This is a genomic window from Streptomyces sp. NPDC111656, from assembly GCF_055656965.1.
Genome location: NZ_JBVKCA010000002.1, coordinates 975,966 through 991,332, shown reverse-complemented (window position 1 = coordinate 991,332; position 15,367 = coordinate 975,966). Strand labels below are relative to the sequence as shown.

Sequence of the window (15,367 nt, the reverse complement as noted above, 5' to 3'; positions counted from 1 at the left end):
TGGTCAGGCCCTCGGGCGGGATGGCAGTCCCGGCCGGGGGCCGTCGTGTTTGATGTTGTGGCGCGAGCCTAGGTCGGGAGTTCTGGTGTCGTATGGGTGATCTATGTGGTTCACCCTTGTGAGTTAGCGGAGGTGCTTCTCCAGGAGGGTCACCGCGTAGGGGGTGCCCAGGCCGCCGTCCTTGGCGGTCTGTTCGCCTACGACCGTGTAGCCGGCTGCTTGGTAGTACTCGCGCAGGCGGGGGTTGGTGGAGAGGCAGTCCAGGCGGGACAGCGGGCGGCCCGCGGCGGCGATGCGGCGTTCCGCCTCCGCCAGCATGTGGCGGCCCGCTCCGGGCGGGGCCACGCGGCGGTCGGTCATCAGGCGGTGTATGTAGGCGGCGGTGGGGGGTTGGGGACCCCAGGCGGCCGGGTCGTCCCACCAGAGTTCCCAGGCGCCCGCCACCCGGTCGTCCAGGAGGGCCAGCCAGACTTCGCCCTCCGCCAGGCGGGTGCGGAAGTGGGGTTCGGTGAGTTGGCCGGGCTTCCACTGGTCGATGCCGTGGGTGATCTGCCAGTGGGCCGCTAGGTCTCGGAGGCGGACCAGGGTGGGGATGTCGGCCGCGGTCGCCTGGCGGTAGGTGAGGGGAGAGGCCGGTTCGAGGAGGGTCGAGCGGAGGGCCGCGGTGAAGGCGGCGTCCAGGCCCAGGGTCTCCGTGACGTAGGACTGGATCGAGCCGTAGCGGGAGTTCATCGTCGACAGGAACCGGGTCATGACCTCGGCGGGGGCCGTGCCGTAGGCCGGCCACTGGAGTTCGCGGTCGGGGTTGTCGGTGCGCCAGTCCGCCACCAGGAGGGGCGTGGCATGTTCCGTGAGAGTGAAGTCGTCGGTGATCGTCTGCTCGGGGACGCCCAGGAGAGACAGGACCAGCGCCGCCACCAGGCCCGTGCGGTCCTTGCCCGAGGCGCAGTGGAAGACCAGGGGGGTGTCCGATTCGGCCGTTGCCCCGATCAGTTGCAGTGTCTCGCGGATTTCCTTGGTGCCGTCCTCGGCGACCTCCGCGTAACGGGCCGCCAGGTAGGGGCCGGGGCGACGGACGGTGGCAGTGCCGCCTGGTCGTACGGGCGGTGCTCGATGCTCTGGTTGCGGTACGTGAGGGAGGGGTGCTCCGGGACGCGGCCCTTCGCGTCGATCTCCCAGGGGTAGCGGAGGTCCACGACCGTGCGGATGCCGAGGGAGAGGAAGAGATCCCAGTCCTGCGTCCCGGGGGTCAGTTTGCCGAGCGAGTCCGCCCGGTACAGGCGGGACCGGCGGACCGTACGGCCGTCCGCGGTGGTGTATCCGCCCAGGTCGCGAAAGTTGTGCAGACGGGCGAAGGGCAGGTGTCTGTTCACATCGCGGCAGCGTACGGCGGACGTACGGCTGCCGCGATCACTTCGCGTGGGATATCGCGTAGATCATGACGAAGGCCACGATGTGGATGCCGAAGAGGAAGTACGCGAGGTACCACCAGACGTAGCGCTGGTTCTTCTTCTCCGCGGCGAGGTGGCGGCGCTCCGCGGAGGGCGCGTCCGACGTCTCGTCCGGCGCCTCGATCGGTGCCTCGATCGGTATCCCGTCCGGTATCCCCTCCGGCATTACAGTTCCCGGTGGATCTTGGTGTTCGACGCCTGGGCGCGGGGGCGGACGACGAGGAGGTCGATGTTGACGTGGCTGGGGCGGGTGACGGCCCAGGTGATGGTGTCGGCGACGTCGTCGGCGGTCAGTGGCTCGGCCACGCCCGCGTAGACCTTGGCCGCCTTGTCCGTGTCGCCGCCGAAGCGGGTCAGCGCGAACTCGTCCGTCTTGACCATGCCGGGCGCGACCTCGATGACCCGGACCGGCGTTCCGACGATCTCCAGGCGGAGGGTCTCGGCGAGGACGTGTTCGGCGTGCTTGGCGGCGACATAGCCCGCGCCGCCCTCGTACGTGCCGTGCCCCGCCGTCGACGACAGCACGACGACCGTGCCGTCGCCGCTCGCGGTGAGCGCCGGGAGCAGGGCCTGGGTGATGTTCAGCGTGCCGATGACGTTCGTCTCGTACATCTGGCGCCACTCGGCCGGGTCGCCGGTCGCGACCGGGTCGGCGCCCAGCGCGCCGCCCGCGTTGTTGACCAGGACACCGATCGTCTTGAAGGCGCCGGCGAACTCGTCGACCGCCGCGCGGTCCGTGACGTCCAGCGCGTACGCGGTCGCCTGGTGGCCCGTCGCGTTGATCTCTTCGGCCAGCGCCTCGATGCGGTCCTTGCGGCGGGCGGTCAGCACGACGCGGTAACCGGCCGCGGCCAGCTGCCGGGCCGTCGCCGCGCCGATGCCGCTGCTCGCGCCGGTGACGACGGCGATACGGGAGGAGGCGGAGGGCACGGCGGACGTCATGGGTTGCTCCTAGGACGTGGCTGACAGGCGTACGTGGTGTGGTCGGTCCTCGTCAGGATAGGCAGGCGGTCGGCGTTCGCGGGGTCGTGGGCTCAGTTGCCGCCGCGCGGCGCGTACATGATCACGGCCATTCCGGCGAGGCAGATGAGGGCGCCGGTCACGTCCCAGCGGTCGGGGCGGTAGCCGTCCGCGACCATGCCCCAGACGAGGGAGCCGGCCACGAACACTCCGCCGTACGCGGCGAGGATGCGGCCGAACTCGGCGTCCGGCTGGAGTGTCGCCACGAAGCCGTAGACGCCGAGCGCCATGACGCCCGCGCCGATCCAGAGCCAGCCGCGGTGCTCGCGCACGCCTTGCCAGACCAGCCAGGCGCCGCCGATCTCGAAGAGCGCGGCGATGACGAAGAGGGCGGCGGAGCGGACGATCACCATGCCGTCACTCTCGCACGGGCCGCTTCCGCCGCTTCCGTCACCTGATGGACGGCGCCTGTCGACGGTCTGGGGTGGCATACATCGGGTGATCACGTGAGCGTGCGTGCGGGCCCCGAGCGAAGGAAGCGACGTCATGCGGATGATGGAGATGCGGATGCGATTGCGGGAGCGGTCGGGGACGCGGTCGGGGATGGGGAACGGCGCGTGGGTGCGGGGCATGGGTGTGGTGGGTGTGGGGGCGGCCCTGGCGATGGGCGGGGCGTCGTCCGTCGGTGCCCTCGCCCCCGAGGCCGATCTCGCCTATCACGGCTCGGTGACCATGGCGGCCGGGCTCGTCGATTTGTGGCTGACCCCGCAGAACCACGGCCCGAGCACCGTCGAGGACGCGACGGTCCGGCTGCGCTGGTCGGCCCCGCTCGCGGATGTGCAGCGGCTGCCCGGTGACTGCGCGCGTTCGGGCGAACGGGAGGTGGTGTGCCGTACGGGGCCGCTGGCGGCGGACGGGCCGGGGGACCGGATGCGGCTGACGGTACGGCTGCTGGGGGAGCCGTCGGAGGTGATGCTGGAGATCGACACGGTGTGGGGCGGCGGTGCGGTCGACCGCAATCACGGCAACGACCGGCAGCGGGTGCTGGTGCTGGACACCGGGGACTCGTACGTGTTCTAGGAGCTGTCCGGTTCGCCGGGTGGTTGTGCTGGTTGCACGTACGATCTTTGTCCGTGGTGGGTGAAGCGGCAGCGAAGGGGCGTGCCATGCCAGGGAATGCGCGTGCGCGGCTGCTCGACGAGCTGTCCACCGTCTCGCGCCGCTACATGGCCTCGTACGCGCTCTTCAACCAGGCCCTCGCCGACCGTCTGAAGCTGCACCCCACGGACATGCAGTGCGTGAACCTGCTCAGTCTGGAGGGCGGGCCGGTGACGACCGGCCGGATCGCGGAGCTGACCGGTCTGACGACCGGGTCGGCGACGCGGCTGGTGGACCGGCTGGAGAAGGCGGGCTATGTCGTACGGCAGAGGGACGCCATCGACCGGCGACGGGTGCTGGTGGCGACCGTGCCGGAGAAGGTCGCCGAGTTCGGGCGGGTGTGGGACCGGCTGGGCGGCGGCTGGTACGCGCTCTTCGACGAGCTGGCGGACGACGAACTGGCCCTGATCATCGGGCACATGCGCCGCACGGTGGACCTGAGCGCGGAGCAGATCGCCCGCCTGCGGGACGGGGACCTTCAGGAGGCCGACGAGGACCGTCCGGAGCCTATGGAGTCTGCGGAGCCTTCGGACGAGACCTGGCCGTCGTCGTAGCGCTCCCGCGCCTCGTTGACCTCCTCGATGTGCCGTTCCGCCCAGTCCTTCACGGCGGAGAGCAGTCCGGCGAGGCTGGTGCCCAGGGGGGTCAGTTCGTAGTCGACGCGGACGGGCACGGACGGCGTCACCGTGCGGACCAGGATGCCGTCGCGCTCCAGTGAACGCAGCGTCTGCGTCAGCATCTTGGGGCTGATCCCCGCGAGCTTGCGGCCCAGGTCGCTGTAGCGCATCGACGCCTCGTCCGCCTGGGCGAGCGCGCTGACGACCAGGCTGACCCACTTGTCGCTGATGCGGTCGAGGAGCTGGTTGGTGGGGCAGCTGCGGATGAACGCGTCGTACTCGATCCGTGCCTGCGCGCGCCGCTGTGCCGCGGTCGTGGTCGCCATGACGCACCTCCGGGTGATGTACGCACCTTCAGGTGCCTACTTACCGAAGGAGAGTAACTCTTCCTAGGGTTGTTGCAACGGGAGAGAAACCCGGGTGAATCAGGTGAATCGACGCGCTGGGCGCGGGAAACAGGGAGAGCCGACATGCGGGCAGTGGTCGTGACGGAGTTCGGTGGGCCGGAAGCGGTGGAGATCGCGGAGGTCGAGGTGCCGGAGCCGGGTGCCCGGCAGATACGGATCAAGGTGGCGGCCGCCGCGCTCAATCCGGTCGACGCCGGGGTGCGCGCGGGTGGCTTCGGGGGCGCGGGACGGCGGCTCGGACTGGGCTGGGACGTGGCCGGGACGGTGGACGCGGTGGGCGCGGACGCGGGGTGGAGGGTCGGCGACGAGGTGGTGGCGCTGTCGTACGGGGCGGTCAAGTCCCTTGGCGCGCACGCCGATCACGTGGTCGTGGACGCGGACGCGGTGGCCGGGGCGCCGAGCTCGGTGGACCCCGTCCACGCGGCCACCCTGCCCCTCAACGCCCTCACCGCGGACCAGGCCCTGGACCTGCTGGCCCTGGAGCCCGGGCAGAGCCTGGCGGTGACGGGTGCGGCGGGTGCGGTCGGCGGGTACGCGGTCCAACTCGCCGCCCACCGGGGCCTCGTGGTGACGGGGGTGGCCCGCGAGGGCGACGAGGAGCTCGTACGGTCGCTGGGGGCGGCCCACTTCGCGCCGGGCGGCGTGGAGGGCGTGGACGGGGTGCTGGACGCGGCGATTCTGGGCGCGGCGGCGTTGGAGTGGGTGCGGGACGGCGGGGTGTTCGTGGGTGTCATCCCGGGGACGCATCCGGCGTCCGTGCGGGGGGTGCGGACGGACTCGGTGGAGGTGCGCGCCGACGGGGCGCGCCTCGCGGAGCTGGTGGCGCTCGTCGACGAGGGGGTGCTCACGACCCGGGTCGCCGGCACGTACGGGCTGGAGGAGGCGGGGAAGGCGCACGCGCGGCTGGCCGAGGGCGGGGTGCGGGGGCGGCTGGTCCTGATCCCCTGAGCCGCGGGTGCCCGAAGGGGCCATGGGGTGCTCTCGAAGTCCTGGGTGCTTCTGCCCCTCACCCGTTCGGCTCGACGTTGTCGGGGTGAGGCCGAGCTGTCGTGCGTGTCCGGGGCGGGAGGGTGAAGGCCGCGTGCAGGAACGCGGTCACCCGACCGAGCGCGGCCTCGCCTTCGTCGAGCATCGGGGCGAAAGCCTGGAACAGGTGCGGGACGCCCGGGGTGACCTCGAGCGTGACCGGGACGTCGTCCGCGGCCGCGCGCGCCGCGAGCCTGACCGCGTCGTCGAGCAGCAGTTCGTTCGACCCGGCCTGGATCAGCAGCGGTGGCAGGCCACGCAGGTTCGCGAACACCGGGCTGATCAGCGGATCCGCGGGGTCCGCGGCACCTGTGTAGTCCTTGGCCCGGACCGCGACGGCATCGGGGGTGAACGACGGGTCTACTGCGATCTTGGTCGTCATGCTCGCGCCGCTCAGCGTCAGGTCCGCGTACGGCGAGAAGAGCACGCCGGCGGCCGGCATCGGCAGGTTCTGCTCGCGCGCACGCAGCAGCAGGGCCCCGGCGAGGCCGGCGCCGGCCGACTCGCCGACCACGGCGATCGGCGCCGGGTCGCCGCTTCCGGTCTCGCCGAGCAGGGCGCGGTAGGCGGCCAGGGCGTCGTCCGGTGCGGCCGGGAACGGGTGCTCGGGCGCGAGCCGGTAGTCGACCAGGATCACCTTTGTCCGGGTCCGGCGGGCGACGTTCGAGGCCAGACCTGCCGAGGTGCGCGCCGAACCGAGCACGTAGAAGCCGCCGTGGAACCACAGCAGTGTGCCGTCCGGGGTGACGCCGTCGATGTCGATCTCCAGCACCGGGATCGCGCCCAGTCTGCTGGGGGTGAGCACCACGTCGTCGGGCAGCGGTCGGGAGGTGAGCATCCGGGTGAAGATCTCGCGCTGTTGCACGCGGTCGCCGCCGATGTCGAGCGGGCAGTTGCGGAAGAGGGTGTCGAGCGCTTCGCGCTGCTCTTTACTCATGCCCTCAGCGTTGTGCATCCAGGGACTATGCGGCAATGCCATATGTTGCATACGGTGCATGCGTGCCACGTATAGATTCGGTGGACCTGAACCTGCTGGCGCCGCTGCACGCGCTGCTCGAGGAGCGGCACGTCTCCCGCGCGGCGGGCCGGCTGCACATGAGCCAGCCCTCGATGAGCCGGGCTCTCCAGCGCCTGCGGGCCACCCTCGGCGACGAGCTGCTCGTGCGCGGGCCCGGCGGATACCGGCTCACGCCTCGTGCCGAGCGGATCCGGGCCGAACTGGAGCACGCACTGCCAAGGCTCGAACACGTCTTCTCCGGCGAGGCGTTCGACCCTGCGACAGCGGCACGTTCGTTCCGTCTGGCCGGAACCGACTACACGGTCTCCGTACTCAGCGGGGCGCTGCTCGCCCGAGTGTTCGAGCAGTCGCCGGGCTCGACCGTGTTCTTCTCGCGCTGGCACCATGCCGTCTTCAGCGACGCCGAGCACGGCATGGTGGACCTGCTCGTCCACGGTGGTTCGGCTCCGCCGCCGCTGCGCTCGCGGGTGCTGTTCGAGGAGGACTACGCCTGCCTGGTCTCCAGCCACCACCCGCTCGCACAACGCCCTGCCGTGTCGCTGCGGGACTATCTGGAGTGCGCGCACATCGTGGTGGACGTCGCCGATGGACGGCAGGGGCACGTCGACCGGTGTCTCGAACTGCTGGGCAGTCCGAGGCGAGCGAGCGTGACCGTGCCCTACCACGCGGCGGCGGCCGCCGCGGTGCCGGGAACCTCGCTGGTGGCGACGCTGCCGAGGAGCTTCGCGATCCGGCACGCGTCGCCGGGGACCACCACCGTCATCCCGGCACCGAGCGAGATCGGCCCGATGAGCTGTGCGATGTCCTGGCATCCCCGCCTGGACGACGACGCCGCGCAACGCTGGCTCCGCGACACGATCACCAGCGCCACGCGGTGATGCCCGAGGGCTCCGCCCCAGGCCCCGGGTGGGTTTGTCGGCTGCCGGCCGGTGGGGGCTGATCGCGCAGTTCCCCGCGCCCCCAGAGCGGGGGCTACGCCCCGCGTCCCCGGCCCGCCCGAAGTCCTTTGGCTGCGGCCCGGTGGGGGCTGGTCGCGCAGTTCCTCGCGCCCCTGAGGCGGGGGCTTCGCCCCGCGTCCCCCGCCCGCCCGCAGCCGAGCCCCCGCCCGCCCCGCGATCGGAGTCGGGTCAGTGGGTGGTGGTTGCGTAGGTGGTGGGGGGTACTCCTACCGTCGCTGTGAAGTCGCGGACGAGGTGGGCCTGGTCGGCGTAGCCGAGGTCGGCGGCGAGGGCGGCCCAGTCGACCGGGCCGGAGGCCTCCGCGCGGGACAGGGCCTCGTGGATCCGGTAGCGCAGGATGATCCACTTCGGGCCGACGCCGACGTACGCGGCGAAGAGCCGTTGCAGGGCCCGTACGGTCATCCCCTGGGCGCGGGCGAAGTCGCCGACGTGCCGGATGGCGCGGTCGCCCCGGATGCGGTCCACCAGGGCCATGGCGAGGTCGGCCTGGGGATCCGGGCGCGGACCGAGGCCCAGGAGGAACGCGTCGAGCGCGGCCACGCGTGCGTCCTCGTCGGCGGGGTCGAGGACGGAGGGGACCGTGGCGGCGTCCACCGTGGGAAACACCGTGTGGAGCGCGGTGCGCTCGCCCGTGAGTGACGTCAGGGCCCGTCCCGGCGCGAAGGGGCGGAAGCCCCCCGGGCGGAACTGGATCCCGCACACCCGTCCCCGGCCCTCCAGTTTCTGTGTGAACAGGCCGAGGCCGATGCCGGCCACCTCGCCGAAGTCGCCGGGGTGCTGACCCGCGTACCTCTGGAAGACGACGTTCACGGACGGGTGCGGGACCACGTGGGAGGCGTACGGCCCGGGCAGGTCCCAGTCGATCAGCCAGTAGTGCTCGAGGTAGGGGCGGAGCGGCTCGGCGGGTTCGCGGCGGCGGAAGCGGACGCGCGCGAAGAGCTCCGCGGCGTCGACGATGCCTCGGGTGTCACGGCGTGGGGCGGCCATGAAGGGATCGTAGGGCGGGGCACTGACAGCCGAGGGGTAGAGGCAGAGGCAGAGGCAGAGGCAGGGGCAGGGGCAGGGGCAGGGGCGAGGAGTCGGGGGGTGGGGTGCGCGGAATAGCGACGGGGGGTGGATCGTTTGGGGGTATAGTTGAATCGTAAACAACCTGGAGGGTGAGCGACCATGCAGTTCGGAATCTTCAGCGTCGGCGATGTCACGGCGGACCCGACGACCGGCCGTACGCCGACCGAGGCCGAGCGGATCAAGGCCATGGTCGCCATCGCGCAGAAGGCTGAAGAGGTGGGCCTGGACGTCTTCGCGACGGGTGAGCACCACAACCCGCCGTTCGTGCCGTCGTCTCCGACCACGATGCTCGGCTATGTCGCGGCGCGGACCGAGCGGCTGATCCTGTCGACGTCGACCACGCTGATCACCACCAACGACCCGGTGAAGATCGCGGAGGACTTCGCGATGCTGCAGCACCTGGCCGACGGGCGGGTGGACCTGATGATGGGGCGCGGGAACACCGGGCCGGTGTATCCCTGGTTCGGGCAGGACATCCGCCAGGGCATCAACCTGGCCGTGGAGAACTACGCGCTGCTGCGCCGGCTGTGGCGCGAGGACGTGGTGACGTGGGAGGGCAAGTTCCGCACGCCGCTGCAGTCGTTCACCTCGACGCCGCGTCCGCTGGACGGGGTGCCCCCGTTCGTGTGGCACGGCTCGATCCGGTCGCCGGAGATAGCCGAGCAGGCCGCGTACTACGGTGACGGCTTCTTCCACAACAACATCTTCTGGCCGGCCGACCACACCAAGCAGATGGTCGAGCTCTACCGGGAGCGGTACGCGCACTACGGGCACGGCACGCCCGAGCAGGCGATCGTCGGTCTCGGCGGGCAGGTGTTCATGCGGAAGAACTCCCAGGACGCCGTGCGCGAGTTCCGCCCGTACTTCGACAACGCGCCGGTCTACGGGCACGGTCCCTCCCTGGAGGAGTTCACGGACCAGACCCCGCTGACCGTCGGCTCCCCGCAGGAGGTCATCGAGAAGACCCTGGCCTTCCGCGACTACGCCGGTGACTACCAGCGCCAGCTGTTCCTGGTGGACCACGCCGGGCTGCCGCTGAAGACGGTCCTCGAGCAGCTCGACCTGCTCGGCGAGGAGGTCGTCCCGGTGCTGCGCGAGGAGTTCGCCAAGGGGCGCCCGGCGGATGTGCCGGACGCGCCGACCCACCAGTCCCTGCTCAAGGCTCAGGAAGTGAGCGTCGCATGAAGCTCGTCGTCGTCTCGGCGGGGCTGAGCGTCCCCTCGTCGACCCGGCTGCTGGCCGACCGGCTGGCCGCCGCCACCGGCCGGTACACGTCCGTCGACGTCCAGGTCGTCGAACTGCGCGACCTGGCCGTGGAGATCGCCCACAACTTCACCAGCGGCTTTCCCGGGCGGGCCCTGTCCGCGGCCCTGGAGGCGGTGACGGAGGCGGACGGTCTGATCGTGGTCACCCCGGTGTTCTCCGCCTCCTACAGCGGCCTGTTCAAGTCCTTCTTCGACGTACTGGACCAGGACGCGCTCACCGGCAAGCCGGTCCTGATCGCCGCGACCGGCGGCTCCGCCCGCCACTCCCTCGTCCTCGAACACGCCCTGCGCCCCCTCTTCGCCTACCTGCGCGCCGTGGTCGTACCGACCGCGGTCTACGCGGCCTCGGAGGACTGGGGTGCGGAAGGCCTGGCCGAGCGGATCGACCGCGCGGCGGGCGAACTGGGCAGGCTCATGGAAGGCCTGGGCTCCGGGGCCGGGGCTGTGCGAAGGGCCGATGCGGCGGACACGGCGGATGCGGCGGAAAGGGCGGACGCGTCGGTGGCTGTGGACACCGACACCGCCGCCGCCATCGCGCCGCGCGCGCTCGACGGGGCCCTCGCCTCGGCCGACAGGTTCACCGTCATCCCCTTCGAGCAGCAGCTCGCCGCGCTGCGGCCGTAAGGGGAGCAGGCCGCGAAGGCCAAAAGAGGGGGTGGGCCGCCACCGTCCTGCGCTTCCGGCCCACCCCCTCCGCACCGGCCGGACCCCTACTGGGGGATTCGCGGGTCCGCCCGTCCTGACATACGGGACAGACTGACCGGGCGAGGTAAGGGGCGCACGGGAGGAACGGTGAGAGGCCAGTAAGAAGCCCACCCCCACCACCGCCCACCAGGTGGTACCCGGCCGGCGGCTTGGCAGACTGGTGGGGTGCCCCAGAATGTGCTGCTCGCCGAGGACGACCGTGCCATCCGCCATGCCCTGGAAAGGGCATTGACGCTGGAGGGCTACGCGGTGACGGCCGTCGCCGACGGCGTGGAGGCGCTGGCCCAGGCCCACCGCACGCCACCGGACGTCCTCGTGCTGGACGTGATGATGCCCGGTATCGACGGGCTGCAGGTGTGCCGCGTGCTGCGCGCGGAGGGCGACCGTACGCCGATCCTGATGCTCACCGCACTGGTCGAGACGGCCGACCGCATCGCGGGCCTGGACGCCGGGGCCGACGACTACGTGGTCAAGCCGTTCGACGTGGAGGAGGTCTTCGCCCGGCTGCGGGCCCTGCTCCGCCGGACCGTTCCGGTGAACGGCACCCCCGCCGACGTACTGGCGTCGTCGCCGTCGGTGTCCGCGTCCGCGTCGAAGGAGGCGTCGGGGCAGATCTCCGCGGCAGGGCTGCGCATGGACATCCAGGCGCGCCGCGCCTGGCGCGGACAGCGCGAGCTGGAGCTCACCCGCACCGAGTTCGAGCTGCTCGAACTGCTCGTCCGCAACGCGGGCATCGTCCTCGACCACGCCACGATCTACGACCGCATCTGGGGCTACGACTTCGGTCCCGGCTCCAAGAACCTCGCCGTGTACGTGGGATATCTGCGGCGCAAGCTCGACGAACCGGGGGCACCGGCGCTGATCCACACCGTCCGGGGCGTGGGGTATGTGCTGAGGGAGGACTGAGTGCCCCCCCGGTGGCTCACGGGGCTGCGGCCCCGGCGGGTGTCCTCCCTGCGGGCCACCTTCACCCTGTCCTTCGCCGCCGTGGCCGCCGCGGTCACCGTCCTCGTCGGGTTCCTGAGTTACGACGCCGCCGCCCGGCTGGTGCGGGTGGACCAGCAGACCGTCTTCTCCGGGGTCGTGCAGGACCTGCGGGTCCAGGTGCGTGAGACGGCGTTGGACCCGGGTGATTTCTCGTCGTCCGACCCTGATCACGACGGGCCCCTGGACGACATCATCCGGCCCGCCCGTACGGATGTGCAGGTGCTCGGGCGCGGTGGGGTGATATCCGACCGCGGGAACCCCGCGCTGCCCGTGACCGCCGCCGACCGGAGGACAGCCGCGTCCGCCACCGCGGGCCAGTGGGTGGAGCACGGGGAGGTCGACGTCGCCGGCGACCGCTACCGGGTGGCGACCGTCGCGCTCGGTGGTGGGCGGGGCGCGGTGCAGGTGGCCCAGCAGTTCAGCGACACGGAGGATCTGCTGCAGGAGCTGCAGCAGCGGACCGTGCTCCTTGTGGGGGCCGTGGTGATCGCGTCGGGGCTGTTCGGCTGGTGGCTGGCCCGGCGCATCACCCGGCGGCTGGTGCGGCTGGCCGGGGCCGCGGAGGACGTGGCGCGCACCGGGCGGCTCGGCATCCAGGTGCCGGTGGCGGGATACGACGAGGTGGCCCGCCTCGGCCGCTCCTTCGACCGGATGCTCGGCCGGCTCGCGCAGTCCGAGGAGGACCAGCGTCGGCTGGTCCAGGACGCGGGCCATGAACTCCGTACGCCGCTGACCTCGCTGCGTACGAACATCTCCATGCTGCGCCGCATCGACGAGCTGCCGCCCGACGCCCGTGAGGAACTGGTCGCCGACCTGGCGCAGGAGTCCCGTGAGCTGACCGACCTCGTCAACGAGCTGGTGGCGCTCGCGGCCGGGCGGTCCGACACCGAGCCCGTGCAGCGGATCGACCTGGCCGATCTCGCGGAGGACGTGGCGATCGCCTCGCGGCGCCGCACCGGGCGGGACATCCTCGTCCGGGTGGGCGGTGACACAACGGTCGACGGTCGTCCCACGGCGCTCCAGCGGGCGATATCCAACCTGGTGGAGAACGCGGCCAAATTCGACCGCGAGGGCAAGGCGCCGATCGAGATCGCGGTCACCGGTCCGGTGCGCCCCGGCGTCGGGGTGGGCGGTGGTCTTCACGGCAGCGTCCGGATCGAGGTCCTCGACCGGGGTCCGGGCGTGGTCGAGGGCGATCTCCTCCGGGTCTTCGACCGTTTCTACCGCGCCGCCGACGCCCGCAGCCTGCCCGGTTCCGGGCTCGGTCTGTCCATCGTCCGTGAGGTGGCCACCGGCCACGGCGGAGCGCCGTTCGCCTTCCGGCGGGAGGGGGGAGGCGCGGTCATCGGCTTCACGGTGAGCGCGGACTACCCGACGGAGGAGGACTGACGGGCGGACAGCGCCCTGAAGGGGCGCGGGGAACCGCGCGACCAGCCACGACGGATCCGCAGGTGGCGTACCGCGCTTTCAGCGGAGCGCTCAGCCGACGTGTACGCGCGGTCGGCGGGAGCGGTCGGGTTCGGCCTCGCGCAGGACCTCCCGGGTGACGGGGGCGACCTCGCCCTGGCCGAAGAGGAAGAAGCGCAGGAAGTTGGTGAAGGGGTCGCCCTCGGTCCACTCGAAGTAGATGTGCGGGGTGCAGCCGGTGCGGTCGCGGACGTACAGGAGCAGGGCGGCCAGGGCGTTGGGGATGGAGGAGGACTCCAGGGTCAGGACGCGGTAGCGGCCGTGGAGCACCTCACCGCGTACGGTCAGGCCCGCCTCGAACTCCGAGGGGTCCAGGACGGTGACCTCGACGAAGACGAAGTCCTCCTGGGCCGGGAGGTCGTTGTCGGCGCGGATCTGCTCGATCTTCTCGCGGTACTCGGCCTTGTCGCGGTTGTCGGGTTCGTTGGCGATGAACCGGATCCGGCGGCTGGCTATGTCGCGTACGAACCGGTCCGCCATGTCGTCCAGGCTCACGCTGGTCACCCGCAGTTCGAAGGCGCGGGCCAGCCGGGAGAGCAGCGAGACGAGGATGATGCCGGCGATGAAGCAGGCGCCGATCTTGACGCCGTCGGGGCGTTCGATGACGTTGACGACGGTCGTGTAGAGGAAGACCGCGGAGATGACGGCGAAGGCGATGGTCCAGTTGCGCTGGCCGGCCTTGCGCGCGGCGATGGTCACGGCGATCGCGGCGGAGCTGATGAGGACGAGGACACCGGTGGCGTAGGCGCCACCCTGCGCGTCGACGTCGGCGTTGAAGATCCAGGTGACCAGGAACGCGACCAGGGTGAAGACGATCACCATGGGGCGGACGGCGCGTGCCCAGTGCGGGGCCATGCCGTAGCGGGGGAGGTAGCGGGGCATGAGGTTGAGCAGTCCGGCCATGGCGGAGGCGCCCGCGAACCACAGGATGGCGATGGTCGACACGTCGTAGACCGTGCCGAAGGCACCGCCGAGGTATTCGTGCGCGAGATAGGCGAGGGCGCGGCCGTTGGCCTGGCCGCCGGACTTGAACTCCTGCTCCGGGATGAGGAGCGTGGTGATGAAGCTGGTGAAGATGAGGAAGACGCTCATGATCACGGCGGCGGTGGTCAGCAGCTTCTTGGTGTCCCGGATGCGGCCGGCCGGCTTCTCGTCGGTGTCGGTGGCGTCGCCCTGGACGTGCGGCATGACGGCGACGCCGGTCTCGAAGCCGGAGAGGCCGAGGGCCAGTTTGGGGAAGACCAGGAGGGCGACCCCGACCATTGCGAAAACGTTTCCGTGCTGGGTGGTCAGGGCGCTGGTCCAGTCGGTGATCACATGCTCGGCCGTCGCCACGTGCCACAGGCCCACGACCACGACCACGACGTTGAGCGCGAGATAGATCCCCACCAGGACGACGGCGACGCCGATCGCCTCCAGGAAGCCCTTGAGGAACACCGCGCCGAGCAGGGCCACCAGGATGAGCGTGATCAGCATCTGCTGGTCGTGCAGCGTGCTGGTGAGATGGGGGTTCTCGACCAGGTGGGTGGAGGCGTCGGCCGCCGACAGGGTGATGGTGATCAGGAAGTCGGTGGCGGCGAAGCCCAACAGGGTCAGGACGAACAGCTTGCCCTTCCAGAACGACAGCAGCCGCTCCAGCATCGCGATCGAGCCCTCGCCGCGCGGGCTCTCCTCGGCCACCCGCCGGTAGACGGGCAGTGCGCCCGCCAGGGTGACGATGACGAGCACGATGGTGGCGATGGGCGAGAGGAGTCCGGCGGCCAGGGCCGCGATGCCGGGCTGGTAGCCCAGTGTCGAGAAGTAGTCGACGCCGGTCAGGCACATCACCCGCCACCAGCGCTGCCCCTGGTGCACGGGCTCCGGCAGGGTGTGCGAGCTCTGTGGAGTCTTGCCCATGTCGGACAGTCCCTCGAGCATCCACGCGCGCAGCCGGCTCGTACCCGTCGTACCTCTGGTACGAGCGTGGTCGGTGGTGGCCATCGGGGTGCTCCTGACGTGCTGCCCGGCGTCGTGCCCATGTGATCCGATTGTGGTCACTGGGAGAGGGAACGGCAGGGCGGGCGGACATTACGGCGAACGGGGGACGGCGGTGCGGTCGCGGGGGTGGCAGCCCCCGGTGCGGCACCGCGGTCCGGCGCTCCGGTCCGCCCCCCGACGACGAGAATGCCGTGCTTTTCGCACACGTGGTCGGCCGAAGGCGTCAAGGCCGCGTCAAAGTCGTCCGGTGCGACATCAGGGGCCCATCAAGGTTCGATATGTGTGACGTGAAGCGGTCGCAG

General features: G+C 71.2%; 17 protein-coding genes. 8 read left to right on the top strand and 9 right to left on the bottom strand.

The features are described 5' to 3' along the window. Nucleotides 1-123: 123 nt before the first annotated feature. The 5 genes from ACZ7M3_RS10125 to ACZ7M3_RS10105 form a co-directional block, all read right to left on the bottom strand. Nucleotides 124-1,011 carry a GNAT family N-acetyltransferase gene (locus ACZ7M3_RS10125; RefSeq protein WP_472062216.1) on the bottom strand — a complete coding sequence of 296 codons (888 nt, stop codon included), beginning with the start codon at nt 1,009-1,011 and terminating at the stop codon, nt 124-126. Then, nucleotides 990-1,373: a tyrosine-protein phosphatase gene (locus tag ACZ7M3_RS10120; protein WP_472062119.1), complete on the bottom strand. Its 384-nt coding sequence runs from the start codon at nt 1,371-1,373 to the stop codon at nt 990-992. Before ACZ7M3_RS10120 ends, ACZ7M3_RS10125 begins: the two co-directional genes overlap by 22 nt. A gap of 37 nt (nt 1,374-1,410) precedes the next feature. Next, on the bottom strand, nt 1,411-1,617 hold the full coding sequence (locus ACZ7M3_RS10115) for a hypothetical protein (protein ID WP_472062117.1): 207 nt from the start codon (nt 1,615-1,617) through the stop codon (nt 1,411-1,413). Continuing rightward, the gene (locus ACZ7M3_RS10110; RefSeq protein WP_472062115.1) at nt 1,617-2,393 is read right to left on the bottom strand and encodes an SDR family NAD(P)-dependent oxidoreductase; all 777 of its coding nucleotides are present in this window, start codon (nt 2,391-2,393) and stop codon (nt 1,617-1,619) included. The genes ACZ7M3_RS10115 and ACZ7M3_RS10110 overlap by 1 nt, the downstream gene beginning before the upstream one ends. 92 nt (nt 2,394-2,485) lie before the next feature. Next, nucleotides 2,486-2,824, bottom strand: a complete 339-nt coding sequence (locus ACZ7M3_RS10105; RefSeq protein WP_351313423.1) for a YnfA family protein — start codon at nt 2,822-2,824, stop codon at nt 2,486-2,488. Between the two features lie 190 nt (nt 2,825-3,014). Here ACZ7M3_RS10105 and ACZ7M3_RS10100 point away from each other — a divergent pair, with 190 nt between their 5' ends. Together ACZ7M3_RS10100 and ACZ7M3_RS10095 are read left to right on the top strand one after the other, a co-directional pair. Beyond that, the gene (locus tag ACZ7M3_RS10100; RefSeq protein ID WP_472062214.1) at nt 3,015-3,491 is read left to right on the top strand and encodes a hypothetical protein; all 477 of its coding nucleotides are present in this window, start codon (nt 3,015-3,017) and stop codon (nt 3,489-3,491) included. Nucleotides 3,492-3,577: 86 nt separating this feature from the next. After that, nucleotides 3,578-4,123, top strand: coding sequence for a MarR family winged helix-turn-helix transcriptional regulator (locus ACZ7M3_RS10095; protein WP_472062113.1), 546 nt, complete (start codon nt 3,578-3,580; stop codon nt 4,121-4,123). On the opposite strand, the gene ACZ7M3_RS10090 is transcribed toward ACZ7M3_RS10095, so the two are convergent. After that, entirely contained in the window at nt 4,048-4,512 is a 465-nt protein-coding gene (locus ACZ7M3_RS10090; protein ID WP_472062111.1) for a winged helix-turn-helix transcriptional regulator, read from the bottom strand. The genes ACZ7M3_RS10095 and ACZ7M3_RS10090 overlap by 76 nt on opposite strands. Nucleotides 4,513-4,656: 144 nt before the next feature. Between ACZ7M3_RS10090 and ACZ7M3_RS10085 the strand changes: the two genes are divergently transcribed. Beyond that, the gene (locus ACZ7M3_RS10085; RefSeq protein ID WP_472062109.1) at nt 4,657-5,541 is read left to right on the top strand and encodes an NADP-dependent oxidoreductase; all 885 of its coding nucleotides are present in this window, start codon (nt 4,657-4,659) and stop codon (nt 5,539-5,541) included. Nucleotides 5,542-5,599: 58 nt separating this feature from the next. Here ACZ7M3_RS10085 and ACZ7M3_RS10080 read toward each other — a convergent pair whose 3' ends face one another. Beyond that, nucleotides 5,600-6,556 carry an alpha/beta hydrolase fold domain-containing protein gene (locus ACZ7M3_RS10080; RefSeq protein ID WP_472062107.1) on the bottom strand — a complete coding sequence of 319 codons (957 nt, stop codon included), beginning with the start codon at nt 6,554-6,556 and terminating at the stop codon, nt 5,600-5,602. Between the two features lie 62 nt (nt 6,557-6,618). Here ACZ7M3_RS10080 and ACZ7M3_RS10075 point away from each other — a divergent pair, with 62 nt between their 5' ends. Next, entirely contained in the window at nt 6,619-7,515 is an 897-nt protein-coding gene (locus tag ACZ7M3_RS10075; protein ID WP_472062105.1) for a LysR family transcriptional regulator, read from the top strand. A 249-nt stretch (nt 7,516-7,764) separates the two neighbouring features. Here ACZ7M3_RS10075 and ACZ7M3_RS10070 read toward each other — a convergent pair whose 3' ends face one another. Then, nucleotides 7,765-8,583 (bottom strand): DUF6597 domain-containing transcriptional factor, encoded by an 819-nt coding sequence (locus tag ACZ7M3_RS10070; RefSeq protein WP_472062103.1) that lies wholly within the window; start codon nt 8,581-8,583, stop codon nt 7,765-7,767. 180 nt (nt 8,584-8,763) lie between these two features. On the opposite strand from ACZ7M3_RS10070, the gene ACZ7M3_RS10065 reads away from it, so the two are divergent. The 4 genes from ACZ7M3_RS10065 to ACZ7M3_RS10050 all read left to right on the top strand — a co-directional run bounded on the left by ACZ7M3_RS10065 (nt 8,764) and on the right by ACZ7M3_RS10050 (nt 13,010). Then, nucleotides 8,764-9,849, top strand: a complete 1,086-nt coding sequence (locus tag ACZ7M3_RS10065) for an LLM class flavin-dependent oxidoreductase (RefSeq protein ID WP_351313435.1) — start codon at nt 8,764-8,766, stop codon at nt 9,847-9,849. Then, on the top strand, nt 9,846-10,553 hold the full coding sequence (locus ACZ7M3_RS10060) for an FMN reductase (RefSeq protein ID WP_472062101.1): 708 nt from the start codon (nt 9,846-9,848) through the stop codon (nt 10,551-10,553). The genes ACZ7M3_RS10065 and ACZ7M3_RS10060 overlap by 4 nt, the downstream gene beginning before the upstream one ends. A gap of 246 nt (nt 10,554-10,799) precedes the next feature. Beyond that, the gene (locus tag ACZ7M3_RS10055) at nt 10,800-11,540 is read left to right on the top strand and encodes a response regulator transcription factor (protein ID WP_472062099.1); all 741 of its coding nucleotides are present in this window, start codon (nt 10,800-10,802) and stop codon (nt 11,538-11,540) included. After that, nucleotides 11,541-13,010, top strand: a complete 1,470-nt coding sequence (locus tag ACZ7M3_RS10050; protein ID WP_472062097.1) for a sensor histidine kinase — start codon at nt 11,541-11,543, stop codon at nt 13,008-13,010. Nucleotides 13,011-13,100: 90 nt separating this feature from the next. Here the strand turns inward: ACZ7M3_RS10050 and ACZ7M3_RS10045 are convergent, their stop codons facing one another. Next, nucleotides 13,101-15,068 carry an APC family permease gene (locus ACZ7M3_RS10045; RefSeq protein ID WP_452978455.1) on the bottom strand — a complete coding sequence of 656 codons (1,968 nt, stop codon included), beginning with the start codon at nt 15,066-15,068 and terminating at the stop codon, nt 13,101-13,103. Nucleotides 15,069-15,367: the final 299 nt, after the last annotated feature.

Bases quoted from the DNA above. Each gene is read 5' to 3' on its own strand.
- ACZ7M3_RS10115 (WP_472062117.1), bottom strand. From the start codon at position 1,617: ATGCCGGAGGGGATACCGGACGGGATACCGATCGAGGCACCGATCGAG.
- ACZ7M3_RS10110 (WP_472062115.1), bottom strand. From the start codon at position 2,393: ATGACGTCCGCCGTGCCCTCCGCCTCCTCCCGTATCGCCGTCGTCACC.
- ACZ7M3_RS10105 (WP_351313423.1), bottom strand. From the start codon at position 2,824: ATGGTGATCGTCCGCTCCGCCGCCCTCTTCGTCATCGCCGCGCTCTTC.
- ACZ7M3_RS10100 (WP_472062214.1), top strand. From the start codon at position 3,015: ATGGGGAACGGCGCGTGGGTGCGGGGCATGGGTGTGGTGGGTGTGGGG.
- ACZ7M3_RS10095 (WP_472062113.1), top strand. From the start codon at position 3,578: ATGCCAGGGAATGCGCGTGCGCGGCTGCTCGACGAGCTGTCCACCGTC.
- ACZ7M3_RS10090 (WP_472062111.1), bottom strand. From the start codon at position 4,512: ATGGCGACCACGACCGCGGCACAGCGGCGCGCGCAGGCACGGATCGAG.
- ACZ7M3_RS10085 (WP_472062109.1), top strand. From the start codon at position 4,657: ATGCGGGCAGTGGTCGTGACGGAGTTCGGTGGGCCGGAAGCGGTGGAG.
- ACZ7M3_RS10080 (WP_472062107.1), bottom strand. From the start codon at position 6,556: ATGAGTAAAGAGCAGCGCGAAGCGCTCGACACCCTCTTCCGCAACTGC.
- ACZ7M3_RS10070 (WP_472062103.1), bottom strand. From the start codon at position 8,583: ATGGCCGCCCCACGCCGTGACACCCGAGGCATCGTCGACGCCGCGGAG.
- ACZ7M3_RS10065 (WP_351313435.1), top strand. From the start codon at position 8,764: ATGCAGTTCGGAATCTTCAGCGTCGGCGATGTCACGGCGGACCCGACG.
- ACZ7M3_RS10060 (WP_472062101.1), top strand. From the start codon at position 9,846: ATGAAGCTCGTCGTCGTCTCGGCGGGGCTGAGCGTCCCCTCGTCGACC.
- ACZ7M3_RS10045 (WP_452978455.1), bottom strand. From the start codon at position 15,068: ATGGCCACCACCGACCACGCTCGTACCAGAGGTACGACGGGTACGAGC.